The 26,510-nt window shown below is 56.1% G+C and carries 20 protein-coding genes and 1 pseudogene; 20 read left to right on the plus strand and 1 reads right to left on the minus strand.

The features are described from left to right. Both OP494_RS13745 and OP494_RS13750 read left to right on the plus strand, forming a co-directional pair. Window positions 1-492: pseudogene (locus OP494_RS13745) on the plus strand (transposase); the annotation flags it as partial. Between the two features lie 179 nt (window positions 493-671). After that, a complete protein-coding gene (locus OP494_RS13750; protein ID WP_246923350.1) occupies window positions 672-1,112 on the plus strand; it encodes a low molecular weight protein-tyrosine-phosphatase in 441 nt (146 codons plus the stop codon). 105 nt (window positions 1,113-1,217) lie between these two features. Here the strand turns inward: OP494_RS13750 and OP494_RS13755 are convergent, their stop codons facing one another. Continuing rightward, entirely contained in the window at window positions 1,218-3,347 is a 2,130-nt protein-coding gene (locus tag OP494_RS13755) for a right-handed parallel beta-helix repeat-containing protein (protein WP_280541562.1), read from the minus strand. A gap of 405 nt (window positions 3,348-3,752) precedes the next feature. On the opposite strand from OP494_RS13755, the gene OP494_RS13760 reads away from it, so the two are divergent. The 18 genes from OP494_RS13760 (at window position 3,753) to OP494_RS13845 (ending at window position 26,361) form a co-directional block, all read left to right on the plus strand. After that, window positions 3,753-5,108 (plus strand): exopolysaccharide biosynthesis polyprenyl glycosylphosphotransferase, encoded by a 1,356-nt coding sequence (locus tag OP494_RS13760; RefSeq protein WP_280541564.1) that lies wholly within the window; start codon window positions 3,753-3,755, stop codon window positions 5,106-5,108. 440 nt (window positions 5,109-5,548) lie between these two features. After that, entirely contained in the window at window positions 5,549-6,715 is a 1,167-nt protein-coding gene (locus OP494_RS13765; protein WP_280541566.1) for a polysaccharide export protein, read from the plus strand. A gap of 98 nt (window positions 6,716-6,813) precedes the next feature. Beyond that, a complete protein-coding gene (locus OP494_RS13770) occupies window positions 6,814-9,012 on the plus strand; it encodes a polysaccharide biosynthesis tyrosine autokinase (RefSeq protein WP_280541568.1) in 2,199 nt (732 codons plus the stop codon). Between the two features lie 120 nt (window positions 9,013-9,132). Next, window positions 9,133-10,557 (plus strand): oligosaccharide flippase family protein, encoded by a 1,425-nt coding sequence (locus tag OP494_RS13775; RefSeq protein WP_280541569.1) that lies wholly within the window; start codon window positions 9,133-9,135, stop codon window positions 10,555-10,557. Continuing rightward, a complete protein-coding gene (locus tag OP494_RS13780) occupies window positions 10,554-11,675 on the plus strand; it encodes a glycosyltransferase (protein ID WP_280541572.1) in 1,122 nt (373 codons plus the stop codon). The genes OP494_RS13775 and OP494_RS13780 overlap by 4 nt, the downstream gene beginning before the upstream one ends. A gap of 117 nt (window positions 11,676-11,792) precedes the next feature. Beyond that, window positions 11,793-12,782: a hypothetical protein gene (locus OP494_RS13785; protein ID WP_280541575.1), complete on the plus strand. Its 990-nt coding sequence runs from the start codon at window positions 11,793-11,795 to the stop codon at window positions 12,780-12,782. Window positions 12,783-12,838: 56 nt separating this feature from the next. Beyond that, window positions 12,839-13,801: an acyltransferase gene (locus tag OP494_RS13790; protein WP_280541576.1), complete on the plus strand. Its 963-nt coding sequence runs from the start codon at window positions 12,839-12,841 to the stop codon at window positions 13,799-13,801. A 93-nt stretch (window positions 13,802-13,894) separates the two neighbouring features. Further along, entirely contained in the window at window positions 13,895-15,043 is a 1,149-nt protein-coding gene (locus OP494_RS13795) for a glycosyltransferase (RefSeq protein ID WP_280541579.1), read from the plus strand. Next, window positions 15,040-16,074, plus strand: a complete 1,035-nt coding sequence (locus tag OP494_RS13800) for a polysaccharide deacetylase family protein (protein ID WP_280541581.1) — start codon at window positions 15,040-15,042, stop codon at window positions 16,072-16,074. The genes OP494_RS13795 and OP494_RS13800 overlap by 4 nt, the downstream gene beginning before the upstream one ends. Before the next feature lie 168 nt (window positions 16,075-16,242). Beyond that, on the plus strand, window positions 16,243-17,388 hold the full coding sequence (locus OP494_RS13805) for a glycosyltransferase family 4 protein (protein WP_280541583.1): 1,146 nt from the start codon (window positions 16,243-16,245) through the stop codon (window positions 17,386-17,388). Further along, window positions 17,388-18,509 carry a UDP-glucose 4-epimerase GalE gene (gene galE / locus OP494_RS13810; protein WP_280541585.1) on the plus strand — a complete coding sequence of 374 codons (1,122 nt, stop codon included), beginning with the start codon at window positions 17,388-17,390 and terminating at the stop codon, window positions 18,507-18,509. Before OP494_RS13805 ends, galE begins: the two co-directional genes overlap by 1 nt. Window positions 18,510-18,596: 87 nt before the next feature. Further along, window positions 18,597-20,372, plus strand: a complete 1,776-nt coding sequence (locus tag OP494_RS13815; protein WP_280541586.1) for a hypothetical protein — start codon at window positions 18,597-18,599, stop codon at window positions 20,370-20,372. Window positions 20,373-20,483: 111 nt separating this feature from the next. After that, window positions 20,484-21,431: a decaprenyl-phosphate phosphoribosyltransferase gene (locus OP494_RS13820; RefSeq protein WP_280541588.1), complete on the plus strand. Its 948-nt coding sequence runs from the start codon at window positions 20,484-20,486 to the stop codon at window positions 21,429-21,431. Continuing rightward, window positions 21,428-22,399, plus strand: a complete 972-nt coding sequence (locus OP494_RS13825; protein WP_280541590.1) for a lysylphosphatidylglycerol synthase transmembrane domain-containing protein — start codon at window positions 21,428-21,430, stop codon at window positions 22,397-22,399. Before OP494_RS13820 ends, OP494_RS13825 begins: the two co-directional genes overlap by 4 nt. Then, window positions 22,396-23,697: an FAD-binding oxidoreductase gene (locus tag OP494_RS13830; RefSeq protein ID WP_280541591.1), complete on the plus strand. Its 1,302-nt coding sequence runs from the start codon at window positions 22,396-22,398 to the stop codon at window positions 23,695-23,697. The genes OP494_RS13825 and OP494_RS13830 overlap by 4 nt, the downstream gene beginning before the upstream one ends. Beyond that, complete coding sequence (locus OP494_RS13835) at window positions 23,694-24,449, plus strand: SDR family oxidoreductase (protein ID WP_280541593.1); 756 nt, start codon at window positions 23,694-23,696, stop codon at window positions 24,447-24,449. The genes OP494_RS13830 and OP494_RS13835 overlap by 4 nt, the downstream gene beginning before the upstream one ends. Next, the gene (locus OP494_RS13840) at window positions 24,446-25,084 is read left to right on the plus strand and encodes an HAD-IB family hydrolase (protein ID WP_280541595.1); all 639 of its coding nucleotides are present in this window, start codon (window positions 24,446-24,448) and stop codon (window positions 25,082-25,084) included. The genes OP494_RS13835 and OP494_RS13840 overlap by 4 nt, the downstream gene beginning before the upstream one ends. Before the next feature lie 2 nt (window positions 25,085-25,086). Then, window positions 25,087-26,361, plus strand: coding sequence for a hypothetical protein (locus tag OP494_RS13845; protein WP_280541597.1), 1,275 nt, complete (start codon window positions 25,087-25,089; stop codon window positions 26,359-26,361). The last annotated feature ends 149 nt before the right edge of the window (window positions 26,362-26,510 follow it).

Genomic DNA, 26,510 nt, shown 5'->3' on the forward strand with positions numbered 1-26,510 from the left:
GAGTGGTCGGATCACATGCGCAACGTGGCTGCTGCGCTCTTTCGATTGGAGCACAATCGCGACGAGCAAGACATGCTGGAGGTGCTGGGCACGTTGGTCGAGTGGCTCAAGGCGCCCGAGCAAACCGGGCTACGACGGGCCTTCGTGGTGTGGATACGCCGCGTACTGCTGCCCAACCGGGCGCCAGGGATGGAACTGCCCGAGTTCAACGAGTTGCAGGATCTACACGAGGTACACGACATGCTGGCAGAACGCATCAAGCAATGGCCTGAACGGTGGGAAGAAAAAGGCCGCCAGGAAGGGCGTCAAGAAGGTCGCCAGGAAGGACTTCAGGAAGGACGTCAAGAAGCTGAGAAGCGCGCTTTGGAAGAAAAGCGTAATACCGCGCGTAATCTGATCGCCCGCACCGAGATGGAAGACCAGTTGATTGCGGAGATTACGGGTTTGGCCGTTGAGGAAGTGAGTCAGCTGCGTCCCGAGAATAAGCACTGACTCCCTCGTTTAATTGACCATGAACTGATGTTTGATGACGGCCTCTTTCGGGGCCGTTTTCGTTGGTGGCCGGGGCATGAGCGCGCCCATGCTGGGATGGCGAGGCTTTTCATCTTCCGGTGGGTGCGCTTTGGCGTCACGATAGGGTGTTGTGCAAAGCGAAATGGGGCTCGGCATTGATGTTCAAACGTATTCTGGTGGTGTGTACGGGCAATATCTGTCGTAGCCCGGTGGCGGCGGCGCTGTTACAGCGGCAGTATCCTGACCGGATGATCGCCACGGCGGGTCTTGGCGCGCGTGTGGGAGAGGGCGTCGAGACGCATTCCCGTGCCTTGGCGGAGGCCGAAAAGCCGGAGCTCGCCAATGCGCTCAAGGCGCATAAGGCACGCCAGATCGATGAAACGATGCTGCGCGAAGCGGACTTGGTCTTGGTAATGACGGAACGCCAACGTAGCGCGGTGGGGGAGCTGTTACCCTCGGCGTTCGGCAAGACCATGCTGTTCGGGCGTTGGCTGGCCAACCCGGAAATTTCCGACCCCTACGGCAAGAGCGATGAAGCGTTCACGCACGTGCATCGGCAATTGGTCAACGCGGCCGAGGCGTGGGCGGGGAAGTTGTAGCCTGGTATTGAGAAATTATACGTACTGAACAGTGCAGTGACGCGTAAATGCTGACGGCCCCTCTTTTGGGGCCGTTTGCGTTTGTGGGGCAAGCTTGTCGCTGCTTTAGCCGTCGGCCATGAGGTCGTCGTCGAGTTCGAAGGCGGTCAGATTGCCGATGGCGGCGTTCTTGCGATTGCCGTACCCGGTCAGCGAGGCTTGCGGTGGGCGCTGGAGGGTGCGTATCGCGGGGGTTTCGGTGGCCTGGCCAGTGTTTTCGAAGGTGCAGTCGCGGAAGGTGAGATAGTTGCTCTCATTGGCCATGAAGACACCGGGCGCTGCGTCCAAGGTGATCATGTAGCCGTGCTGGGCGAGGTCTTTCTTGAAACGGCAGCGTTCGAAGCGCACCACATGCCGCGCATTGCGTTTGTCGCTGTTGTGCAGGTAGAGGTGCCCGCCGCCGGGGGTGAAGTCGAACCGGCAGTGGCGGTAACGGTGATGCTGCGTGGTGTCGAAGATATCGAAGCGCGGTACGCCGTCACCGAGTCGGCAGGCGTCTACATCGAGCGTCTCGAAGGCTTTGATCCAGCCGGCGGATATCTCGCAGTCGTGCAGGCTGATGCGCTCGGCCGGTACATGAAAGAGCCGCGCCTGCGTGGCGCTCAGCGTGAAGTCGCGCAGGTGCGATTGGCCGAGGAGCTTGAAACCTACGAGGGCGGACTCATCGGTGTCGCCGTGTCGGCTCTGGAAGTGGGCGAGATGCAGATCGCCTTTGAAGCCGGCCGCCGAGACGATTGAGGCGTAACTGGCGCGCATGCTGTCATGGCGCGATGCGTTGAACGTCTGCCAGGTTTCGTCGAAATGGCGGATATCGATATGTCCATCGCCTGTGAGCAATAGGGAGCAGCCACTGCGCTGGGAGCCACGTAGTTTTGTACAGAGACGTTGCCCCGTTAGGTGGCTGGCCGCAAGGTCCATCTCGATACAAAAGCCTCTGTCGATGTCGCGTGACAGGCAGCCGTCGACAATGTGACGCACGGGCGTGCCATGTAGGTCTTTGAGGTAAAAGCCGATGTTGGTGGTCTCGGCGATGCAGCCACGTACCGTAAAATGTCCAACACCCAACGACGGGACGCGTCCGGTGGTGGCGACGAAGCCATAATGCGTCGTATCGCTTGAGCGACAATTGATGAAACGTACCGCGTCACTATTTTCGGCCCAGTAACCGGCGTTGAATTCGTCATCTCCGTAATCGATGCTGGCGTGATGGCCGTTTTCGGCAAAGCAGTCGATGAAATCTATGCGCTCGCTGAGTATGTGTTCCGGGCTACTGCCGTAGGTGTCGCTCACGAAACCGATGCGGGTGAAATCTCGGGCCTCGCAACCCTCGATGCTGCCGTCGCGTGAATCGACGACGAAAATACCATCGCCGTGATTGCCACGCGAGTGGTGGGTACGTACGTTCTCAAGTTTGAAGCTACTGGCTTCCACACGTAGGCAGGCCTGATGTGAGTGGCGGCATACGAGGTTGCGCGCGGAGACGTTATGGCCGCGTAGATACAGCGGTAGGCAGCCGGTGAAGGCGTTATAGTTGCGCGGCGTCCAGGTGCGAGGGTCGGCGCTGACATTGCCGTCCAAGGTGAATCCTTCGATCGAGGCGCCGTCTTGGACCTCCACCAGGCTACCCATGTTGTGTCCAGTGTAGCGCAGTGTGGTGTGTGATGGTCCCGCGCCGTTGACGTCGACGCCGTTGAAGACCAACCCCGTGCCTGATAGCGCGTAATCCCCGGCGGGGAACACCACTGCCAATCCCATGGTGGAGGCGGTCTTGGCAAGCTGTGCAAGGGGGGCGTACTGATCGCTGCCACCCCCCATGGCACCGAACATAGCGGGGGTGAGTGTGTCGTCGAGGCGCCGTAGAAAGCGCCCATTGGCCTGGTCGTGGGTGCGAAAACATGTGCCGCCGTCTTCCTCGCGCTGTTCATTGGCGTACCAAGTGAAATGCCCTCCGCCCAGCGTATCCCCCGCGTAATAGCCGACCACTTCGATGCGTTGCCCGTCCTGAAGGCGGGTAACGTCCAGTGCCTGCATCTCGGCGATGGAGTCGGCATGCAGCGTCTCTGCTCCCTCCTGCGTTGTTTTTCCCTCTTTGTCTCTTTTTTCCATACCTGCAGCGTGTTTTTCCATACCGGCCGCGTGAGTCGGCAATAAACCGGAAGCGGTCAGTACAGCGCCGCCCTGGAGTAGTCGAGTCAAGAGCCGTCTTCTCGAAGTGTTCATTTTTCCCTCCGAAATAATTGCCTAGCGTAGATGAAATTTTGTTGAGTAATAAGATGAGTATTTTACTTATTGGTGGCGTATTTTTATCATTTTAGTTGTCTTTCGTTATTCGTAGTGAAGGCGCGTTAAGTGCGTGATGAGTAGCGTTGATATTATTGTGTGGTCTCGTTTGATGTCTGTTTATTACGGCATTGTAAGTGTAAAGTGCGACTGGTTTTTGACGTACGATTTGGGTGCTTTTGCGTATGAATAATATAGGGTTCCTTAATCACTAAAACCGTCTGGCTGTAAAGATGAACACTTTGTAACTTGTTTGGCGAAAACCCGGTTATTTACGTCCTTAAGCGGGCGGCACGGGACACTGAAAAGGTGGCGTCAATCATGTTCAATAAGCATAAAATTTTGGAGAAGATGGATCGTTCGGCATGGGGGGGCGGTGAGTCGTGGGCGGCGAGTGGCCAAGCGCTAGACACGCGTTACGAACGCCGCCACTCACGCTGGTACGAGCAGTGCCTGATGGGTATGCCGTTTCACTTCATCGTAGGCTTGCCGGCGGTCGTGATGGTGCCGTCGCTGGTGGTGCACGGTGAGGGGTTTTGGCGCGACCTTCCACCGGGCCTTGCTACGACGCTATGGGCGGTGGGGGCGGCATTCCTGATCACATTGTTCGTCTTGCATCGCATGACGCGTTTTCCTGGGACGCAGGCGGTGGTCTATGTCGTGCCGCTGGTCAGTGCGGTGTTCGCGTTGACCTGGGCGTTGCTGCTTGGCGTGGCGCCTGTCGACGAACGCGTGCTGTGGGGGGGGTATGTGGCAAGCCTGCTGTGGTTCCTGGTCGGCTATGCGGCGGCACAGCGGTTCAGGCGCCCGCGCTTTGCTTTGGTTCCGCTGGGCGAGGCGCGCCACCTCACCGAGACCGAAGAGAGTCGACTGTACCGACTCGAAGTGCCGCGCCTGGGTGCGCAGCGTATCGACGGCATCATCGCCGACCTGCGCAGCGATGAGCTCAATCAGGAGTGGGTGCGGTTTCTCACCAAGTGCACTTTGCACGGCATTCCCGTGTACCAGATCAAGCAGATCGATGAGTCGCGCACCGGCCGCGTGAAGTACGAACACCTAGCGGATACGGAGCTGGTCTCCTGGTTGCCGTCACCTTTGTATAGCGCCTGCAAGCGGGGGCTTGATATCTGCGGTGCCATGCTGCTGTTGCCGTTGCTGGCGCCCATCATGTTGGCCACGGCATGGGCGATCCGCCGCGACAGTTCGGGGCCGGTGTTTTTCTTGCAATGGCGGATGGGACATCGCGGCCGACCGTTTCGAATCTACAAGTTTCGCAGCATGTATTGCGACATGAAGGGGAAGGAGTTCGCTTCCGGTGAGGATGATCCGCGCATCACGCCGGTGGGCAGGGTGATCCGCAAGTACCGCCTGGATGAGTTACCGCAGCTTCTCAACGTGCTCAAGGGCGACATGAGTTTCATCGGTCCGCGCCCCGAGCCTGTGGATCTCTCACAGTGGTACGAGCAGGACATACCGCTTTTTAGCTACCGGCGTGTCGTCAGGCCGGGCATCTCGGGCTGGGCCCAGGTCGAGCAGGGCTATGCGGCGGAAGTCGATGATATGGCCATCAAGTTGCAGTACGACTTCTATTACATCAAGCATTTTTCGCTGTGGCTCGACGTACTGATTCTACTGCGCACGTTGAAGACGATCGGTACCGGGTTTGGGGCGCGCTGAGGTGTGCCTACGTTGAATTGAGTCATTGTGTGTCGCCCCCGTCTCTGTGCGGGGGCGTTCTGTTTAAAGGATTAGTTTTCTCATTCCTCTTTGTGGTTAATTTTTTGTACTTGATGGATGAGTTTATTGGTTAAAAGGCGCGATTTAGCAACGAGTAAAACCCAATGTAAGCATTGTGTAAATTCAGCCTATGAATCGTTACACAATGCATAGAATGAAATCCGCAAGAAGAAGATTATGTAAGCAAGGTAGGACGGTGCGAAGTTCAAGAGTTTCGTGACTAAAGAGTACGTAACACACGAGATGCGTGCCGCAAGCCAAAAGTAGAGAAAGGGTTTGAAAATTAGTGTTATGGCCCGGGAGATGTGGTGTCGCTCCAGGGCGGTAGCGTGGGTAAAAGAATTTTAGGCCCTAACAACACGACGAGTGAGGGAATCGGCATGATTGCAAGCCGTATGGAATACCGTTCGGGGTGGAGAAAGCCGCTACTGGGGCTTTCTTTCGTGGTGGCGCTCTCGGGTTGTGCATTCGCGCCCGGTGGGAACATCGATTATGAAGCTGATTCGCAGGGAGAGGACATCTCCGACAATATCGAGGTCAAGGCAATTACGCCGAGTCTCGTCAAGGCGCTGGCGGCGACGGAAGACGAGTTACGCGATTCGTTGTTCGAATACACCGAGAATGCGGTGCCCGAATCCGAGATCGATTACGACTACATGATTGGACGCGGCGATGTGCTCAACGTAGTGGTGTATGACCATCCTGAGTTGACGATTCCCGCCGGTAGCGAGCGTAGCGCTGTCGAGTCGGGCAACGTAGTGCACTCGGACGGCACTATCTTCTATCCCTACATCGGCACGGTGGAGGTGGCGGGGCGCACGGTGCGTGATGTCCGCGGGGAGATCCAGCGCCGCCTGCAGGGCTACATCGCGCAACCCCAGGTGGATGTGAAAGTCGCTGCCTTCAACGCCCAGAAAGCGTATGTCACCGGCCAGGTCGACAGTCCGGGAGCGCAGCCGATCACCAATGTGCCGCTGACAGTGCTGGATGCGCTCAGCAGCGTCGGCGGTTTGACCCTGGGCGGCGACTGGCATGACGTGGTGCTGACCCGCGGTGGTGTCGAGCGGCACTTGTCAGTGTACGACATGCTAGTTAATGGCGATCTCGATCAGAACCTGTTGCTGCAGGATGGCGACGTGCTGCATGTGCCAGTGGTCGGTAACCAGCAGGTATACGTGATGGGCGAGGTCAACACACCGACCGCCGTGCCGATGCCGAATGCGCGCTTCTCGCTGACCAATGCCTTGTCACAGGCCGGGGGTATCAACGAGAGCAGCGCCGATGCTTCGGGCATCTTCGTGATTCGCCGCAATCACGATGTCGACAGCGATACCTTCGCAACCGTCTACCAGCTCAACGCCAAGAATGCGGTCTCATTCGTGCTGGGGTCGGAGTTCATCCTGCAGCCCACCGATGTGGTGTATGTCACTGCCGCGCCGATCGCGCGCTGGAACCGCGTCATCACCCAGATCCTGCCCAGTATAACGGCGATCTACCAGGTGACACAGGCCACGCGTGACATCCAGGACCTCAACGACGACTTTTAAGCCGTCATTGTCTCAAGGCCCGCCGTCGCTGCCGCCTAATGCGTTGATATGACACGGCGTCGGGCCTCGAGCCCACATTCTCTTGGAGTGGGAATTCTATGAATTTAAACGTGCCTGCCCCGCAGGCGAATAAAACCTCCGATGATATGGAACTGGGCCGCATGCTGGGCCTGTTGTTCGATGCCAAGGGGCTGGTGGTGAGCTTGATCGTGTTGTTTGCGCTGACCGGCGCAGCCTACGCATTCTTCGCCACGCCTATCTATCGAGCGGATTCCCTGGTTCAGGTGGAAACAAAAACCCCGACGAACCCCCTGGCGGATACCTCGGCCACCTCCGCCATGTTGTCGCAATTGCCACCATCGCGCACCGAGATGCAGATCATCCAGTCACGTATGGTGCTTGGGCGCGCGGTGGACCTTCTCAATCTGGATCTTAGTGTGGAACCGGTGCGCGTGCCGGTCATCGGCGGGTTCCTTCACCGCGAAAAGATTCCTGCGCCACAGTTCGCCGCCGACTGGGGGTACGCCTGGGCGGACGATAGCATCGAGTTGGACGCGATGCCGGTCGACAAAGCCTATCTAGGGCGCACCTTTACTCTCGAAGTGCTCGATGACCAGCGCTATGCCTTGCATTATCGCGGTGAGCGGTTGGGCGAAGGGCGTGTCGGCGAGGAGTCTCATTTTCTAGGCGATGCGGTGGGCGTCGAGGTGGCGTCGATTTCGGCCTCGCCAGGGTCGACCTTCAAGCTCACTCATGAACAGAGTGTCGTCGCCATCGACAGGCTGCGCGATAACTTCGGCGTAGGCGAGAGAGGCAGCGGCACAGGCATCCTGGGATGGTCTTTGACAGATCCGTCGCCGGCATTGGCTGAGCGGATATTGGCAACCATCGGTGATATCTATGTCACGCAGAATATCCAGCGTCAGTCCGAGGAGGCGCGCAAGAGCCTGGAGTTTCTGAATAAGCAAGTGCCTGAGGTGCGTGGTGAGCTTTCTAGTGCCGAGCAACAACTCAACGCCTATCGCTCCGAAAACGACAGCGTAGATATTTCTATGGAGACCCAGTCGGTGCTCGACCGTGTGGTCAACCTGGAAAGTCAGCTCAATGAGTTGGAGTTTTCTGAAGCGGAAATCTCGCGACGCTTCACGCCCAGCCACCCGACCTATGCTGCCTTGCTGGAGAAGAAAGCGCAGCTGAAGAAGGAACTGGCGTCCCTGGAAGAGCGCATCGACGGTATGCCGGAAACCCAGCAAGAAGTGCTGCGCATGCAGCGTGATGTAACGGTCAATCAGGCGATTTATGTCCAGCTTCGCAACAAGGTGCAGGAGATGCAGATCGCCGAGGCGAGCACGGTAGGCAACGTACGGGTGCTCGATGAATCAGAGTCGTTTCCGCAGCCGGTGGCGCCCGACAAGATGATGATCATCGCGTTGGCGACGGTGCTAGGGGCGGCCTTCGCCGTGGCGGTGGTAATGCTACGGGCGATGTTCAATCGAGGCCTGGAAAGCCCCGACCAGCTCGAGCAACTGGGTTTGCCAGTCTATGCCATCGTGCCCAAGTCGGACGATCAAAACAAACTCAATCGGCGCATTCGTCGTGGCAGCCGTTCGCAGAGTGTGCCGGCGGGATTGCTGGCGTGGCATCGGCCACTGGATGTCTCCATCGAGGCATTGCGCAGCCTGCGCACCAGCTTGCACTTCGCGATGCTGGATAGCACTGACAATCGCTTGATGATCACCGGGCCCAGTCCGGGCGTGGGCAAGAGCTTCATTGCCGCCAACCTGGCAGCGGTGTGCGCCCAGAACGGTCAGCGCGTGTTGGTGATCGACGGCGACATGCGCAAGGGCCAGATGCATAAGATCTTCAAGGGACCTTCCGAAGATGGCTTGAGCGAAGTGCTGGCGGGGCGTCACACCTTGGCGGAAATGGCGCGCTCCGTGGAAAGCGTCGAGGGGCTCGAGTACCTGGCGCGTGGTGTCGTCCCGCCGAATGCCTCGGAACTGCTGGCGTCGTCGCGCTTCACTGAGTTGTTGGCTACGGCTAGCGAGCATTACGACTTGGTGATCGTCGACTCGCCGCCGGTGCTGGCGGTAACTGATGCCACGGTGATCGGCAAATGCGTGGGCACAACCCTGATGGTGGCACGCTTCCAGGTCAATCCGCCCAAGGAAGTTGAGCTGGCTATGCGGCGCCTGGATACCAGTGGGGTGCGCGTCAAGGGCGCGATACTCAATGGGCTCGAGCGCAAGGCAGCTACGGCGTATACCTACGGCTATTACAACTATTCCTATCGCTGAGGGATGCCTTTCGGTGATGACGCCCGGCATTGGCTGGGCGCCTTCCGCGCGCTACCTCGCCTTGGTTGCAGGTGGTGCGCGAGAGGACAAAACGTTGCCGATTTTCTTGAGGGCTGCACTTTGCTAATTCGCTATACCGCTTATTACGGCTTGGCGCGCGGTGTGCCGGGCTTGCTGAATTTTCTCGCCATTGCGATCTATACGCGCTTGTTGTCACCCAGCGACTATGGGATCTATGCCCTGGTCGTGGTTTGGGTGGGGCTGATCAATGTGGTGTGCTTTCAATGGATTCGCTTGTCGTTGCTGCGGTTCTTCCCAGCCCACCTGGACGACCCGCGGCGTTTGTTGAGCACGCTATTGCTGGCATATACCAGCGTGGCGTCGCTGACAGGGGGCGCGGGTGTGGCCGTGTGGTTCGCGGTGGCGGACGAATCGCTGAGAACCCTGGTGCTGATCGCAGTGCCATTGATCTGGGTGCAAGCGGGGTTCGAACTGAGCCTCGAGTTGATGCGTAGTCAGCTCAACCCGCTGCGCTACGGCCTGATGGCGGGAACCCGGGCGGTCATCGCGCTGGGGCTCGGCATGCTGTTGATCACTTGGGGGTTCGGGGCGCTGGGCCCCTTGCTAGCCATGTTGTTGGGCATGCTAGTGGCGGTAGTGATGCTCGGTTCTTCATTGTGGCGTGGGGCGCGTCCCTCGTTGTCGTTGTGCCCGGATTTGAAGCCGCTTCTGGCCTATGGTTTGCCGCTGACTGCGACCTTCGCCTTGGGGTTTGTGGTCTCGAGTTCCGACCGTCTGTTGGTGGCGAGGTTGTTGAGCCACGACGCAGTTGGGATTTATACGGCGGGCTACGATTTGGTCGCGCAGGTCATCGATATGCTGTTGATGACGGTCAACCTGGCGGCGTATCCGCTGGTGGTACGGGCGCTCGAGAAGAACGGGCGTGAGGCCGCCCGGGAGCAGTTGGATCGTAACGGCGGCTTGTTATTGATGATCGCTGTGCCGGTGACGTTGGGGTTCATTACCTTGGCACCGCAAATTGTCTCGCTGATGCTTGGCGAGTCCTTCCGCGCAGGGGCGACGCAACTGGTGCCGTGGGTTGCCGTGGCCATTTTCATGAGCTGTATCCGCGCCTTTCATTTTGATCTGGCTTTCCAGTTGAGTGAAAAGACGTTCTACCAGGTATGGATTAACGGAAGCGCGGCAGTGGTCAATGTGGCACTCAATCTGATGTTCATTCCAGCCTTCGGCCTAGTGGGCGCGGCGTACGCCACGCTGATTGCATATGGCGTGGCGCTGGCGCTGAGCATACTGCTGGGGCGGCGTTTGTTCGCGATCTCGCTGATCACGCGTGACAACCTCAAGGTACTGCTGTGCGGCGCCATTATGGTGGCGTGCCTGTGGCCACTGCGTGAGGCAAGCGGGACATGGGCCTTGGTTGAGCAAGTGCTGTGGGGCGCGGCGGTTTATACCGTTAGCGTATTTCTTCTGAACGTGGCAAATGTGCGTGGGATGGTATTTGCCAAGCGACGGACGGCGAAATGAGAGACGACAATAAACGGATTGCGGTGTTCCTGCCTTCGCTGGCGGGCGGTGGCGCTGAGCGTGTGATGGTGACGCTCGCCAATGGAATTGCGAATCGTGGCGTGCCGGTGGATCTTGTCGTGGTCATTGCCGAGGGCGCGTATCTGGCGGATGTCTCGCCACGAGTGCGTTTGGTGGATCTCGGCGCTTCTCGGATGCTATTCAGTTTACCGGCGCTAGTGCGCTACCTGCGCCGCGAACGCCCGTATGCCTTACTTTCGGCGCTAAAGCACGCCAACATCATTGCGCTTTGGGCACGCAAGTTAGCGCGGTCGCAGACGCGGATAGTGATCTCAGAGCGCAATACGCTGCCGCGCGATGGGTCGAGCGAGCGTTTCGAGCGGATAGTGCCGTGGCTGATGCGCCTAAGTTACCCATCGGCGGATGCCATAATCGCGATCTCTGGTGGTTTGGCGGACGACCTGGCGCGCAGGGTGGGGCTGTCACGCGAGAGTATCGAGGTCGTCTACAACCCCATCAACCCGAGGCTCGCGCAGTTGTGCGAAGCGCCGTTGACGCACCCTTGGCTGAAAAGCGGCCAACCACCGGTAATTTTGGCCGTTGGTCGGCTTACCGTTCAGAAAGATTACCCCACCTTGATCGAGGCCTTCGCCGAGGTGCGTAAGACGCAAGCGGCGCGCCTAGTTATTCTCGGCGAAGGCGAACTACGAGAGAAATTGGAGGCGATGGTAGCGTCGCTGGGGTTGAGCGCAGATGTCATGTTCCTTGGCTTTGTTGACAACCCCTATGCCTGGATGCGCCACGCGTCATTGTTCGTGTTGTCTTCGGCGTGGGAAGGATTTGGCAACGTGCTTGCTGAGGCGATGGCCTGCGGGACGCCGGTAGTAAGCACGAATTGCCCCAATGGACCGGCGGAGATTCTTGACAATGGTGCTTGGGGACAGCTGGTGCCGGTTGGCGATGCGTCAGCGCTAGCCCAGGCGATGGTCGCAGCGCTCAGTGACGAAACGCCCCCCGATGTGCGCCACCGTGCCCGTCACTTCAATTTGCAGCAGGCGCTTTCCGGCTATCTGCATGCGCTGAAGGTGTCGCTGCCGAAGGAGCATCGCTGTGAATGATGTTCAACGCATGCTGGTACTCGGGCTCGGCCAGGCATTCAAGCTTATTTACACGGCATGTGGCGCCAGCCCGTATGAGTTCAGGCGCGTCAGTACTCCCGTAAGTTGAGGCGAACGATGAAACTATTGATACCCACCGAAGGTTCATACGGTTACAAGGTCATGTGTTTGGTACTGGCCGGCATCTATGCTTGGTTCTTGATGGGTTTGGATGTCGACGGCTATGTCGATCGCGCTAATTATCTCATCTATGCCCAGTATTCCGACGAGATATTTGTAAAGTATGCTGCTGGTAGTCTCAAGACGGTTCTCACTAACGAACCGGTATGGTTGCTTTACAATATATGGGCATCAAAGCATTTTACTCCGGAAGATACACTGCGGGTAATCATATTTTTTTCGTCTTTTTTCGTATCATTTTTGGTGTTGAGGAGTTATCCAAAGTACGCTTTGTTGCTGGTGCTTTTTATTCTCATGCCGCAGGTCTTGAAGAATAATATAGTCCACCTGCGACAGGGCGTGGGGATTACGCTTTTCTTTATCGGCTGGTGGTGTCGTTACTTGCCGCTACGCATGTTTTTCATCGGGCTGGCACCATTGGTGCATGCATCCTTTTTCTTCATTGATGCTTTGTTTCTACTCAATATTGCTTTCTCGACGTTCAGGATTTCGACCATCTGGCGGATGATATATACCCTGGGTATGGGCGTCCTGCTAGGGGCTTTAGGAATCTGGCTTGCAGATGCATTGGGGGCGAGGCAAGGCTCGAGCGCGGAATATAACGCCATGGGCTCGGAAGGGTCGGGGCTGGCGTTTATCTTCTGGGGCGTGTTCGCCGTGATCTTCTCCATGGAAGGCAAGGAGTTTCTCAAAAACAATTTCTTTCCGGCCTCTATCCTAGTCTTCTACTTGTCGACCTATTTTCTACTCCCGGTCACAGCACGTGTATTTGAAAGCGGCATGTTGATAGTACTTCTGGCGTCCTTAGGGTTGAGTGACTGGCGACGTTACGCAGCCTATTCATTATACATCTTTTACTTTTGCATGCAGTGGTATGAGGCTTTTGGCCTGCCAGGTTATGGGTGGGCTGTCGAAAGTGCAGTTTAAGTTTTTATGGCCACGATGATTATACGGCAGGTTTTTATATTTCAGGGAGAGGTGAGATGCAGCGTAATATTCCGTTGGATATTTTGAAGTTGATACTGGCCGTCATCGTAGTGATTACACATGCAGGGGTATTGTTGGGGTATAGCGAATTGGGCTATCAGTTGACGGTGCGGGGGCTCTTTCGCATCGTAGTACCGATCTTCATGATCGTCAGCGGTTATTTCTTCATTAGTGTGGTCCGCTACGGGTCGCTTGCTAGCTGGCTGAAAAAAGTAGTATCGATGTATCTCTTCTGGATGCTGGTATATGTGTTTTTTTGGCTGGATATCCCAGAGATTACAGCATATGAGATTCTGAGAATGCTGCGCGTGATGATCATGGGCTACCACCATCTGTGGTTTCTTTCCGCACTTATTGGGGCCGCCATCCTGCTGTACATGCTGCGTAACCTTTCCCTAAAAGCCCTATTGGGACTGGCATTGACACTCTATGGCATGGGGTTGTTCATCATTTATACCGGTCATTATCACTTGTTCGCCGGCACGCCATTGGATGTGCTCTTCAACGAGGTCTGGTTTTACCGCAACTTCCTGTTTTTCGGCTTCCCTTTCTTTTGTACCGGCTATCTGCTGCGTCACTGGGAAGGTTTTCGCCAATGGGATCGACGTTATTACATGCTGTGGAGCCTAGTCGGTGCGCTGCTGCTGCTGGGGGAGTCGTACCTTAATTATCTGGGACTCAACGGCCAACGGGGGTTCGACATGTACTTGAGCCTGTTGATCGTTTGTCCGGGCCTGTTCCTTTGGGTCTCGTCGATGCAGGTGCCCGGTGACAGTACGACCGTGGCGTATTACGCGACGGCGCTGTATTTCATCCATCCGCTTTTCATCTCGCTGTTCGAGGCATTTTCGTATCGGCAGGGCAACACACTGGCGCTATTGGCGCTCGTGTCGTCGCTACTGGCTGTGGCGTTGCTCAAGGGAAGTCGCAGGCGTTTGCGGTTTGCGTTCGGTGGATGAGGAGCCACCGGGCCGCTGACGTTTATTCAAGGTCATGTCCACCGATGCTTGGTCGTCACCACGCGTTGGCCAATCGAAAGGATGTAATCGCTTATGCTACCCAAACCATTGAATGTCCTACATATCATTACCGGCTTGACCGATGGAGGTGCAGAGAATTCGCTGTACCAGCTTTGCCATAACGATCGTCATAACATGCATCGCGTGGTGAGTTTGATGGACGCTGGGCAATACGGCCCGCGGCTCGAGGCAGCGGGGATCGAGGTCGTGTATCTGCATATGCCGCCTGGCCGTGTGACGCTGGGGGGGCTGTGGCGCTTGTGGCGGACCATCCGCACGTTTCGGCCGGACGTGGTGCAGACATGGATGTACCACGCTGACCTGGTAGGCGGTGTCATGGCAAGGCTGGCGGGAGTCAAGGCCATCTGCTGGGGAGTGCGTAACAGCAACTTGATGCCTGGGGTCACCAAACGCAGCACGATCTGGGTGGCCAAGGCGTGCGGAGTCTTGTCTAGCGTAGTGCCGAGCAGCATCGTGAGCTGTTCGCAGAACGCAGTAGAGGTACATCGAAAGCTGCGTTATGCGGGCATGAAGTTTGTGGTCGTGCCGAATGGGTGCAATTTATCGCTGCTAATGCCAGACCCCGAGGCTAGGGCGCACGTGCGTGCGGAGTGGGGGCTAGACGACGCCATGCCTCTGATTGGCATGGTGGCGCGATTCGACCCGCAGAAGGACCATGCCAATCTGATCGCTGCCTTGGCGCAACTCAAAGGCCTTGGGTGGAACTTCCACTGCGCGCTGATCGGTGCCGAAATGGATGCCAACAATCTCGAGTTGACCGAGTTGTTGGAAGATCATGGCGTGCGCGACCGGGTGCTGCTGGTCGGGCGGCGCAGCGATATCCCGGCAGTGATGAACGCGCTCGATATTCATGTGCTGTCGTCGCGCTTCGGTGAAGCTTTCCCAAATGTGCTGTCCGAGGCGATGGCCTGCGGTACGCCGTGTGTATCCACCGATGTCGGTGATGCGGCCTTCATTGTTGGTGATACGGGCTGGATCGTCCCACACAGTGATCCTAGAGCCTTGGCGGATCATCTGGCTTTGGCGCTCGACGAGTACGCGGATGCGCCAGCATGGCAGGCGCGTAAGCAGCGTGCGCATCAACGTGTCGTCGATTCCTTTAGCGTGCAACGCATGATCGACGGCTATAACACTTCCTGGCATCAGGCATGTCTCGCATGAATGCTAACTGGATGACTCAATTGGCGCGCGCCGAGGGTGAGCCGCTGCGTCCGTCGGCTTTTGTGATCTCCCTGGATTTCGAATTGCACTGGGGTATGTCGGATATCGTGACTACGCCCGAGCACCCATATGTGCGTCGTTTGCTCGGCGCGCGGCGTGCGGTACCGGCGATGCTGGATCTTTTTCGCGAGCGCCATATTCGTGCGACCTGGGCCACGGTGGGCTATCTGTTTGCTGAGGACCGCGAGACGCTGACGCGCTTCTCTCCTGTGCGGCGCCCGCGCTATTCCAACCCGGCGCGTGATAATTATCGGCTGGAGATCGGTGACGATGAGGCCAACGATCCTCTGCATTACGCTCGTTCGCTGGTCGATCTGATCGCGCAGACGCCGGGCCAAGAGATCGCCTCGCATACCTTTTCTCATTACTACTGTCATGAAGAAGGTCAGACGCCGGCGGACTTTAAGGCCGATCTTGAGGCAGCTATGGCTATTGCCAAGCATACCGGACACCAACCTGGTTCATTGGTCTTGCCGCGTAATCAGACCGATGAGGCCTATTTGGCACCGATGCGCGAGGCGGGCTTTCGTTGCTATCGCGGCAATCCACGACGTGCGGGGTTTCAGCGTCAGTTTTACGATGCTGCGCCTACGCGTGCACTGCGGCTGCTGGATAGCTACGTCAACCTGACCGGGCACCACGGCATCAAATGGCGTGATCTCAAGGGCGACCCGCTGAATATTCCGGCCAGCATGTTCTTGCGTCCACGCCGTTGGCTGCCGCAGTTGGATGCGTTGCGTATACGGCGCATCAAGAAAGCGATGCGCCGTGCTGCCAAGCGCGGAGAGATATTCCACCTGTGGTGGCACCCGCATAACTTCGGTGGCGATACTGATGCTAATCTGCGCGACCTTGCCGTCATCATCGGCTATTTCCAGGTTCTTTCTGTCGAATATGGCATGCGCTCGATGTCGATGCACGATGTGCTGGTACGGCATGAGCAGGTCACGACAGCCCCCTCGACGACCTAGTCCCTAGGCGCCCGCCGTACACACGGCCTGCGCCTTCACAACGATTAACCATTGCCAACGCGCTTTAGTGCGATGGCCAGGGGCCTTTTGTCTTTACGAACAGGTCTTCACGAACGCGTCTTCGAAACGTGCCTAACAAACGATCTCCACTGTAGAGGAGTTGTTTCCATGAACGATAAAACGATTGTGCTGGTTTCCAACACGTCTTGGTCTCTCTACAACTTCTGCCAGGGGTTTTTGAGGGCGCTAGAGAGACGCGGCTTTCGTGTGGTGTGTTTGGTGCCCGATGACGACTATTCGCAACGTTTGCTCGATGAATTCGACGTCACCCTTCACAGCATGCCCATGGACGGCAAGAGCACTTCTCCTACGCGGGAGGGAAAGTGTCTGTTCTGGTTGTATGGGCAGTTGCGCGAGCTGCGGCCCGCCTTTGTTTTCAACTTCACGATCAAGGCCAATCTCTATGCGGGATTAGCGTGCCGCGCCCTGAGAATTCCGTATGCCAACACCATCACCGGACTTGGGACGGCTTTCCTGCATGACAGCCACTTGTTTCGCCAAGTGCGACGGCTTTATGGCTTCGCCAATGCCGGGGCGAGGCGGGTGTTTTTCCTCAATCCGGATGACAGAGAGGTCTTCGAGCGCCAAGGCATGTTGCAAAAAGTCGACTGGGGGATGTTGCCGGGCGCGGGGGTTGATGTAACGCGCTTTGCATTCACGCCGTTGCCCCTGGATGGGCCCTTCACCTTTGTTTTGATCGCACGGCTACTAGGCGACAAGGGCGTGCGCGAGTACACCGCGGCGGCCGAGCAAGTGCGTTTGGACAATCCCGAGACGCGTTTTTTGATCGTTGGGCCCAAGGGCGTCAGCAATCGCACGGCGATCGAGGACGACGAGATTGAAGCTTGGCGCGAGCGGGGTGTCGTCGAATACGTCGGTGCTCAGGACGATGTGCGGCCCTGGCTTGCCCAATCTCATGTGCTGGTGCTGCCGTCCTACCGCGAGGGCTTGCCGACCACCGTATTGGAGGCGGGCGCGATGGGGCGGCCGACCATCGCCACTGATGTGCCGGGGTGTCGCCATGCCGTGACCGACGGCGAAACCGGTTGGCTGTGTCGCGTCAAGGACGTTGAGTCGCTGGCGGCGCGTATGCGCGCGTGTCTGGTGATGACGCCGTGGACGCTTTCCCGCGTGGGCGTGGCGGCACGTCGGCGCGCTGAAAAGGAATTCTCGCAGGACATCGTCGTGGCGGGATATCTGGCCTGTCTCGAGGTCGATCTGATGAATCACCAACACATGAAAATGGAGGCGTAATGACGATTTTAGTGACGGGTGGTGCGGGCTACATCGGTTCACATATGGCGCTGCGGCTCATGGAGGCCGGCCACGACGTGGCCGTGATCGACAACCTCTGTAATGCCTCGCGTGAGTCGCTGGAGCGCGTCTCACAGTTAACCGGCAAAGAAGTTGTCTTCATCGAGGGCGACATACGCGATCGTTCGCTATTGGATTACGTCTTTGCGGACTTCGAGATCAGCGATGTGTTGCACTTTGCTGGGCTCAAATCCGTGGGAGAAAGTGTCAACGAGCCATTGGCGTATTTCGAGAACAATGTAGCGGGAACCATCACGCTGTGTCAGGCCATGACGGCGGCGGGGGTCTTCCGTCTGGTGTTCAGTTCTTCGGCGACGGTGTACGGCGATGCCACGCGCATGCCGTTGAGCGAAAGCGCGCCCACCGGACAGCCGACCAATGCCTACGGACATTCCAAGCTGATGGTCGAAGAGGTGCTACGCAAGCTGGCGCGGTCTGACCCACGCTGGTCGATCGCACTGCTGCGCTACTTCAATCCTGTGGGTGCGCATCCCAGCGGGCTCATCGGCGAGGACCCATCGGGCAAGCCCAATAACCTGCTGCCGTTTATCTCCCAAGTGGCAATCGGGCGACTACCGGCGCTATCGGTCTTCGGCGATGACTATCCGACGCCGGACGGTACCGGCGTGCGCGACTATATCCATGTCATGGATCTGGTCGAGGGGCATCTGGCGGCGATGCGCGTATTGACAGACCGTTCAGGGGCGAATGTCTGGAACTTGGGAACCGGTCAGGGGTATTCCGTGCTCGAAATGGTGCGCGCTTTCGAGATGATTTCGCAGCGCGATGTGGCGTATCGCATCGTGCCGCGCCGCGATGGGGATATCGCCGAATGCTGGGCCGATGCCTCGCTGGCAGCAAATGAGTTGGGCTGGAAGGCTCAGCGCGGTCTGACCGAGATGATCACCGATACCTGGCGCTGGCAGTCGAACAATCCCGAAGGCTATCCAAGCAAACGCGTGGTGAGACGAGACGGTCTCAGTAAACCCGGCGGCATGGCCAACGCCTTGCCGAAGATCTACCTCATTGATACCGCACGCGCCAACCGGGTGGCCTCGTGACAATCCGACAAGTGAAAGAGGGGCGCGGCCACGCCGCCGCGCTCTAATACCTGGTAATTGTCAATTTCAGTACCAAGGGGGCGTCCCATGTCCAAGGTTTTATATGCTTGTAGTCGAAACTCTAGTTTCAGTTCTAGTACAAAGGAAAAGTTAAATAGAATTTGTAACCAGCTTGTCCCAGACAATATCGATGTCCCGAAACCTCATATAGTACGTGTCGAAGATGACTTGGCATATGCTGTATGCATGGATAGTGGTGCCCTCCAAGAGTCGGGAGGGAGCTTGCTTCTGGGGTTTCTGTATGAAAAAAACAAAGTGAGTTGGGATAAGCCTAAAACATGCTATCCAGATGGTAATTATGCCTTGTTTAGGGTCGATGAGGCTGAACTTGAAGTGGTAAGCGATTGTGTTGGGACTAGAACGGTCTGGTATTACCATAATGAAGAGATTTTTATTGCATCAACATCGCAACGCGCAATAGTCATGTTTCTTGGGACATTTGAGTTTGATGAAAGAGTGATCCCGTGGATGCTGTCGACAGGCTCGCTGGGCCCCCAGTTTTCTTGGGATAAAAGAATTAAGCGCCTGCCGGTCGATAGTTCATTATCGTTGGACAAGAAGTCATGGCTTGTCTCTATTACCCAAGCTCCCATTGATTTTTCTGTGGTTGATCGTGAGACGGAAGACCATAAGAAATTATTGGCTGATTCGATCGGCCAAGCTTCAGAGTCTCTTGAGAGAATCGATTTTGAGCGATGGGTGTTACCGTTATCCGGAGGCTATGATAGTCGAGGAATTTTGTTGTTTATAAAGAAAACTATAGGGGCTCCAGATAACCTGAAGGCGATAACATGGGGCTTAGAGAAGTCGCAGTATGAAAAAGGCAATGATGCCTATGTGGCTAAGGAGTTAGCTCGCTCCGTGGGGGTTCAGCATAAATACTACCATACAGATATTTCTCCCGAGCCGCTCGAGGTGATTTTCGATCGATTCCTTTTTTGCAGTGAAGGTCGTGTTGATCATATTGCTGGGTACATGGATGGTATGGATATCTGGAAACAACTCCATGATGAGGGTGTAAATGGGGTCATCAGAGGTGATGAGGGTTTTGGAGAGTTCCCCGTTTCATCAGAACTGACCGTGAGAGCAACAGTCGGTTGTGGTCTATGTTCCGATTACAAAAACTTATCGCAAGTGATCAATGAGTTTGGATTCCCTCCTCAAGAAATGCCAATTGAATTACGCCAAAAAGAGGGGGAGACATTTGATGCATGGGTTGATCGGCTCCACCAGCAATATCGTATTCCCACCGTTCTTGCGGCCCTGTCTGATATCAAGTTCTCGTATTTAGAGCAAATCAACCCCCTGCTTTCCAGGTCAGTACTTGATGCCGTTAGAAGCTTGCCCGACGATCTTAGGATGGATAAGTATCTGTTGAAGAACATCGTTGAAACTATGGAGCCGAGTATTCCATTTGCCGTTAAAATCGCAAATGGTAATCCTGAAAACATTCTTCGAGAGAAAGCGTGTGTCGACCTTATGAAGTCAGAAATTAGTAGCGATTATTCAGTTGGTCTGTTCGGCTCCAGGTTTATAGAGAGAGTTGTTGGTGAAGTTAAGGTTGACGATAACGAGTCGAGGAAGCGGAGCAGGAGCATAAAAGGGCTAGTAAGCTCGTTTTTGCCTATCGCAATAAAGAATCGACTGCGTGATACAGTAGCTCGCCCAACAGTCGATGGTAACGTTCTCGCGTTTAGAGTCTTGATGATTATAAAAATGCATAAAATGCTAACGCTAGACGCTTATAGAGTGGCCAGATCACAACAGTATCCGATGGGCGAGGTTCGTGCTGCTGCTAGTTAAAGGCTAGTTGGGGTCTGGGTTGAGGCTTCTCTTATTAATATTCCGGGGTGAGGTGAGATATTTCATAGAACTCCGGCGAATTTAGTTTCACATAATGATAACGAGGCTATTGTGAGCGGATTTCTAGAGGTTCGCGGTCGATTAAATAAGATAGCAAGTCAATGTCTCGGCGCGGGGATTTTATATATGCGTTCGGTCATAAGGCTGATGAGGCCACACCAGTATCTCAAGAATGGTTTTGTGCTGGTTGGGCCGTTATTTGCTCATCAGTGGGATCTGCTTACTCTCTCTCAAGCGCTGTTGGCCTTTCTGGCCTTCTGCTGCATGGCGAGTGCGGTGTATGTACTCAACGACATCATGGACATCGAGGCGGATCGAGCCCACCCGGTGAAATGTCGTCGTCCCTTGCCGAGTGGTGCCATTTCCACGCGTATGGCCAAACGACTGCTTGTTGGGCTGATAGCCGCATCGATGATGCTGGCACTGCTGGTTAGCGGCTGGGTCGCTCTGTTTGTGGCAACCTACTTTGTCATCAACATCTTTTACTCTTGGCGCCTCAAGCACATCGTGATCCTCGATGTATTCTTGATCTCGTCCGGTTTCATGCTGCGGATTCTGGCTGGCACGGTGGGGTTAGGCATCGCGCCATCCGCGTGGCTGCTGCTGTGCGGTTTGATGGTCACGCTGTTTCTGGGCTTCTCCAAGCGACGCGCCGAACTACTGATGCTTGAGAGTAACGAGCACTGCAACGGAGGGCTGACCCGACGTGTATTAGATGACTATAGCCCGGCCATGCTCGAGCAGTTCATCGCTGTCACGGCTGCATGCACGGTGCTTGCCTACGGCCTCTATACTGTGTCCCCGAAGACGATCGCCCTACATGGCAGTGATGGATTGATCTACACCTTACCCTTCGTGGTGTATGGCATCTTTCGTTATCTTTACCTGCTGCATCAAAAGTCCAAAGGCAATGATACGGCCAAAGACCTGGTTATCGACCGCCATCTGTTGGCCACGGTCGTGGGCTGGGTGGGGTCGACTCTGTGGGTCCTAACATGACGGCGGCAGTGAGTTATCTGGAAGGGTGGCGGCTGCGGGCGCTGATCCTCTCCATCGTGGCCGCCACCGCCGGCTATTTGGCGTTTTCCCTGTGGGGAGGCTGGAATGAGGTAGTAGCCGCCTTCGTGCAGATTGGCTTGGTAGGCACGCTGATCGCCCTGCTCTTGTCGCTGATGAACTACGCCCTGCGGTTCTGTCGCTGGCAGCTCTACTTGTCGCAGCTGGGGCATCGCGTAGCCTGGTCGCCGAGTCTGCGAATCTATCTCAGTGGCTTTGCCCTGACCACCACGCCCGGTAAGGCGGGGGAGGCTTTCAGGGGCGTACTCCTCAAGCAGCGCGGGGTACCGTTCCCGGTGACCTTCGCTGCCTTCATCAGCGAGCGACTTTCCGACCTCGTTGCCATCGTGCTGCTCACACTGGTGGGGCTGGCCCAATACCCCCAGGCGCGGAGCATTGTGCTTGCCGGGGTACTGGGGATCGTGGTGGTGCTGGCTTGCCTGTCGAGCAAGACCCTGCTGGACCGGCTGCATCGTTGGGCCTCGGCTCGCCAGGGCAAGCTGATGGCCTTGGTGACCCATGTCAGCGAGATGCTGGGGGGCGCGCGCCGCTGCCATCGCCCCGGCCTTCTAGGCATAGCCACCGTGATCAGCGTGATCGCTTGGGGGGCGGAGGCACTGGCTTTCTATTGGATGCTGGGCTGGCTCGATGCCGACATCTCGCTTTCGTTCGCCATCTTCGTTTATGCGCTGTCGATGCTGGCCGGCGCCCTGAGTTTCCTACCGGGCGGTCTGGGGAGCGCTGAAGCGGTGATGGTCTCGCTGCTGGTCCTCAAGGGCATGGCGATGCCCGCCGCCATCGCGGCGACCGTATTCATTCGCCTGGCAACGCTGTGGTTTGCCGTACTAATCGGCCTGGTGGCCTTGATCCGCAGCCGTCATGGTGAAGCGCCTGCGGAGGAGACCGCATGACCGCCCCACGTTCATGGAACCGTCTGCCGCGTGTGGCTCCCGACGCCGTCCATGCGTTAACCCAACGCTACGCTGGCGTGCCGGATGGTTTGCCAAGGCCATTACTGGCCCATGGTAATGGGCGTAGCTATGGCGATGTGTGCCTGACCGAACAGGGCACGCTGCTGCTTACCCGAGGGCTCGACCGCTTTATCGAATTTGACCCGCAGCAGGGGATACTGCGCTGTGAGGCAGGCGTCACCCTAGCCGAGCTCCTCGCACTGGTGGTGCCCCAAGGCTGGTTCTTGCCCAGCACGCCGGGGACGCGCTTGGCCACGGTAGGTGGTGCCGTGGCCAACGACGTGCATGGCAAGAACCACCATGCCGTAGGCAGCTTCGGCCACCACGTGCGCGCCCTGGAGCTGTGGCGCAGCGATGGCAGCATTATCGCGTGCCGGCCCGAGGACGACAACGGCTGGTTTTCGGCAACTATCGGCGGGCTGGGCCTGACTGGGCTGATTCGCTGGGTCGAGCTGCAGCTGATGCCTATCCAGAACCCCTGGATGTGGGTCGAGTCGCAGCGCTTCGCCAATCTCGACGAGTTTTGGGCACTCAACCGTCGTGCTGAGGCCCGCTGGCCCTATACCGTGGCCTGGATCGACTGCTTGGCCAAAGGTAAGGCGCAGGGCCGGGGGATATTGCTGGCCGGCCAGCATGCGGCGGCACAGGCCGAGCTGCCGGCGTTCAAGGAAGGCGGCAAGCGGATCCCCGTCGATCCACCATTCTCGTTGGTCAATGGGCTGAGCCTGCGCGCCTTCAATACCCTTTATTACCGGCAGCCAGTCAAGCCCCAGGGGGCGCTGACTCATTATGTGCCGTACTTCTACCCGCTGGATGCCATTCAAGGTTGGAACCGCATTTATGGGCGGCGTGGTTTCTACCAGTACCAGTGCGTGATTCCGCCCCGCGAGGCCGAGGCTGCTACCGCGGCGCTGCTCGATACCATCGCCAGGCGCGGGGAGGGGTCGTTTCTTGCCGTGCTCAAGACCTTCGGGAACAAGCCCTCGCTGGGCATGCTGTCGTTTCCGCGCCCCGGCACCACTCTGGCCCTAGACTTTCCCGACCGGGGCGACAAGACCCTGCGCCTTCTCGAGGAGTTGGATGCCATCGTGCGCGAGGCCGGTGGCACCCTCTACCCCGGCAAGGACGCCCGTATGCCGGCGAGCTTGTTTCAGGCTGGCTATCCCCAATGGGAAGCCTTCAGCGCTTACGTCGACCCCGGCTTTTCTTCCCGTTTCTGGCAGCGAGTGACCCCATGAACTCTCTCAATCGTGTGATCCTCTTCGGGGCGACGTCCGCCATTGCCGAGCAGACCGCCCGGCAACTGGTTGCCCAGGGCGCCTCCCTCTACTGCGTGGGACGCAACCGCGACAAGCTGATGGCGCTTATTGATGATCTCAAGGTAAGGGCCAGCGACCACCAGCAAATCGATGGGGATGTGGCCGATCTGACCGACAGCGATCAGCATGCTCGGCTTATTGACGCTGGTGAACGAGCGCTGGGCGGCATCGATGGCGCGCTGATTGCCCACGGCACTCTGCCGAACCAGCAGGCCTGCCAGGCGGATGTTACCCAGACACGCCAGGAGATCGAAACCAACGCCCTGAGCGTGATCAGTCTGCTGACCCTGCTGGCCAACCGCCTCGAGCAGCAGCAGTACGGTGTGATCGCCGTGATCAGCTCGGTAGCCGGCGAGCGGGGGCGGCAGAGCAACTATGTCTATGGCGCCGCCAAGGGCATGGTCACGTTGTTTCTCCAGGGCCTACGCAACCGGCTGGCCAAGAGCAATGTCGACGTGGTGACCATCAAGCCCGGTTTCGTCGATACCCCTATGACCGCCGAGCTCGATAAGGGTGGGCCGCTGTGGGCCAAGCCCGAACAGATCGCCAAGGGCATCATCAAGGCCATGCAGAAGGGCAAGGGCGAAGTGTACCTGCCATGGTTCTGGTGGGGCATCATGCTGATCATCAAGCATATCCCTGAAGCTATCTTCAAACGGATGTCGTTATGAATCAGTTTCCTGAGTTCGATGCTCGTCCCGTCGCGTTTTTTGACTTCGATGGAACCTTGACGACCGGTGATTCATTGATGCCGTTTCTCAAGTTCGTCGTCGGCACACCGATCTACTACGCCAAGCTTGCACTTCTGAGCCCAGTACTCGGTGCTTATTATGCGAAGCTACTGCGTAACGACATCGCCAAGCAAATCGTGCTCAAACAGTACTTAGGGGGGTACCACATTGATGAACTCTTTACACTTGGAGAGCGTTTCAGTGAAGAAGTGATCCCCACCATGCTGCGCCCAGAAGGCATGGAGCGTCTCAGGTGGCACCAGGCCCAAGGCCATGAGTGCGTGCTGGTGAGTGCTTCGATGAATGTTTACCTGAAGTCTTGGGCTAAGCGAGAGCATTTTTCGGAGGTTATCTGCACAGCGCTAGAAGTTGGCAAGGAGGGCCATGTATCAGGCAAGTTTCAGGGAAAGAATTGTCATGGTAAGGAAAAGCTGAAGAGGGTGATGAAGTGGCAAGCCAATTGTAGCCCAATAGAAATGTACGCATATGGTGATACATCTGGAGATATACCAATGTTAACTTATGTTGGGAATGGGTTTATTTTGACACAAAAAACATTCAGAAGGGTTGTTTGATCATGGATAATACTAGCTACTTGGTTGTGAATCGGGGGGTGAAGCTTTTTCCGTTAGGGGTTTTTTTATCTGTTTTTGTTGTTTGGTTGCTCTTGTATTTATTTCTTGGGGTCCACCACAAGCCAGCTGCTGGCGATGAAATTGACTATATCAATCGAGGCATTGAGTTCTTCGAGAATGGGTGGTCTGCGTTTTCAGATGGATGGCGGCCTCCGCTTTTGCCGTTACTTATAGCATTTTTGAATCTCTTTGTAGATGCGGGGTCCTTGCTTAACTTGGCAAGAATAACAAATATTGCATTTGTTAGCATTGTCCCAGCCCTGTGGTTTTATGAGTATATGGTAAGTGGTAAAAGAAGAAGTTTTCTTTTAATGGCAATGTTTACTTCGGCTTGGCCAGCATATTATCTCCTTGCGTTTACTGTATATGCAGAGGCTGCTTCATTTCTTTTTTTGAATATCCTTATTATTCTCACGCTTAGAATGAAAAGCTCGGACAAGTTTCTGGCCCTTTATTTTATAGGGTTTCCTCTATGCTTGGCGGTGCTCTTCCTTTTTAAAGCAAATAATGTGTTGATATCTGTTCCCTTTGGTCTTTATGTTTTATTTTTTGGGGCTGGTGGTTTTGTTAAAAGGTTTTTGAGGGTGTCTGTCCTCGCGTTAATTACTGTTGTAATGATTTCTCCATGGTTGGTTTTTTTGAAAAGCGAAATGGGGGAGTGGGTTGCTACAACAACAGGTGGGTATAACCTCCTCGTGGGGACTGGGTACCATTCATTCGGTATGGCGCCCGACAACGATGCAATACATAGAGAGTACTTGCTGAATGCATATGGAGGAGAGTACCCTGGAATCTCTTCTGAAGAGGTCGCTTTAATAAATAGCCAGCCGAGCAAGTATTTGATGGACAAGGTCTCTAAAGATATTGCTTTTCGTATATGGTCTGAAGATACTAGAAGAATGCTGAATCTTTCTTTTAGGAAGGTAATGCATTCATATGGCATGTCTTTCAGAGGGATGGGGGACTTCGTTGTATTTTCTTTGCTCTTGGTCTCTATCGCTGCATCTGTTATGCTTTTATACAAAAATAAGTTTATTAATATAGTCTTTCTTCATTGGTCAATGGCTTTGGTGGGGTGTGTTGTTTCTTTCTTTTGGTTGCCTAATATAAGGTTCAAGATTTTCTATTTTGACACTACGGCGCTCTACCTTATAGCATGCTTGTTATCTGTTATGATTAGTGGTTTTAAGAGCTCTAAGCCTGAATTAAAGAATTAAGCGCAGCACTCACAGTGTTCAGTGCTTATGCGTTCGCCAGTGAACACTTGTGCCGGCATCCGATACCTCGGTCGTTTCCTGGTACGGCTGTTGAGTTTATCCACCAAACGCCAAACTGTAGAGTCCCTTCCCCCCGAATGGACTGATGT

The sequence above is a fragment of the Chromohalobacter sp. 11-W genome, from assembly GCF_029889905.1.
Taxonomy (GTDB): Bacteria; Pseudomonadota; Gammaproteobacteria; order Pseudomonadales; family Halomonadaceae; genus Chromohalobacter.

Excerpts from the sequence above, each read along its gene's own strand:
- OP494_RS13825 (WP_280541590.1), top strand. The coding sequence starts at position 21,428 with ATGACGGCGGCAGTGAGTTATCTGGAAGGGTGGCGGCTGCGGGCGCTG.
- OP494_RS13750 (WP_246923350.1), top strand. The coding sequence starts at position 672 with ATGTTCAAACGTATTCTGGTGGTGTGTACGGGCAATATCTGTCGTAGC.
- OP494_RS13765 (WP_280541566.1), top strand. The coding sequence starts at position 5,549 with ATGATTGCAAGCCGTATGGAATACCGTTCGGGGTGGAGAAAGCCGCTA.
- galE (WP_280541585.1), top strand. The coding sequence starts at position 17,388 with ATGACGATTTTAGTGACGGGTGGTGCGGGCTACATCGGTTCACATATG.
- OP494_RS13785 (WP_280541575.1), top strand. The coding sequence starts at position 11,793 with ATGAAACTATTGATACCCACCGAAGGTTCATACGGTTACAAGGTCATG.
- OP494_RS13830 (WP_280541591.1), top strand. The coding sequence starts at position 22,396 with ATGACCGCCCCACGTTCATGGAACCGTCTGCCGCGTGTGGCTCCCGAC.
- OP494_RS13815 (WP_280541586.1), top strand. The coding sequence starts at position 18,597 with ATGTCCAAGGTTTTATATGCTTGTAGTCGAAACTCTAGTTTCAGTTCT.
- OP494_RS13805 (WP_280541583.1), top strand. The coding sequence starts at position 16,243 with ATGAACGATAAAACGATTGTGCTGGTTTCCAACACGTCTTGGTCTCTC.
- OP494_RS13845 (WP_280541597.1), top strand. The coding sequence starts at position 25,087 with ATGGATAATACTAGCTACTTGGTTGTGAATCGGGGGGTGAAGCTTTTT.
- OP494_RS13760 (WP_280541564.1), top strand. The coding sequence starts at position 3,753 with ATGTTCAATAAGCATAAAATTTTGGAGAAGATGGATCGTTCGGCATGG.
- OP494_RS13770 (WP_280541568.1), top strand. The coding sequence starts at position 6,814 with ATGAATTTAAACGTGCCTGCCCCGCAGGCGAATAAAACCTCCGATGAT.
- OP494_RS13840 (WP_280541595.1), top strand. The coding sequence starts at position 24,446 with ATGAATCAGTTTCCTGAGTTCGATGCTCGTCCCGTCGCGTTTTTTGAC.
- OP494_RS13790 (WP_280541576.1), top strand. The coding sequence starts at position 12,839 with ATGCAGCGTAATATTCCGTTGGATATTTTGAAGTTGATACTGGCCGTC.
- OP494_RS13780 (WP_280541572.1), top strand. The coding sequence starts at position 10,554 with ATGAGAGACGACAATAAACGGATTGCGGTGTTCCTGCCTTCGCTGGCG.
- OP494_RS13795 (WP_280541579.1), top strand. The coding sequence starts at position 13,895 with ATGCTACCCAAACCATTGAATGTCCTACATATCATTACCGGCTTGACC.
- OP494_RS13835 (WP_280541593.1), top strand. The coding sequence starts at position 23,694 with ATGAACTCTCTCAATCGTGTGATCCTCTTCGGGGCGACGTCCGCCATT.
- OP494_RS13800 (WP_280541581.1), top strand. The coding sequence starts at position 15,040 with ATGAATGCTAACTGGATGACTCAATTGGCGCGCGCCGAGGGTGAGCCG.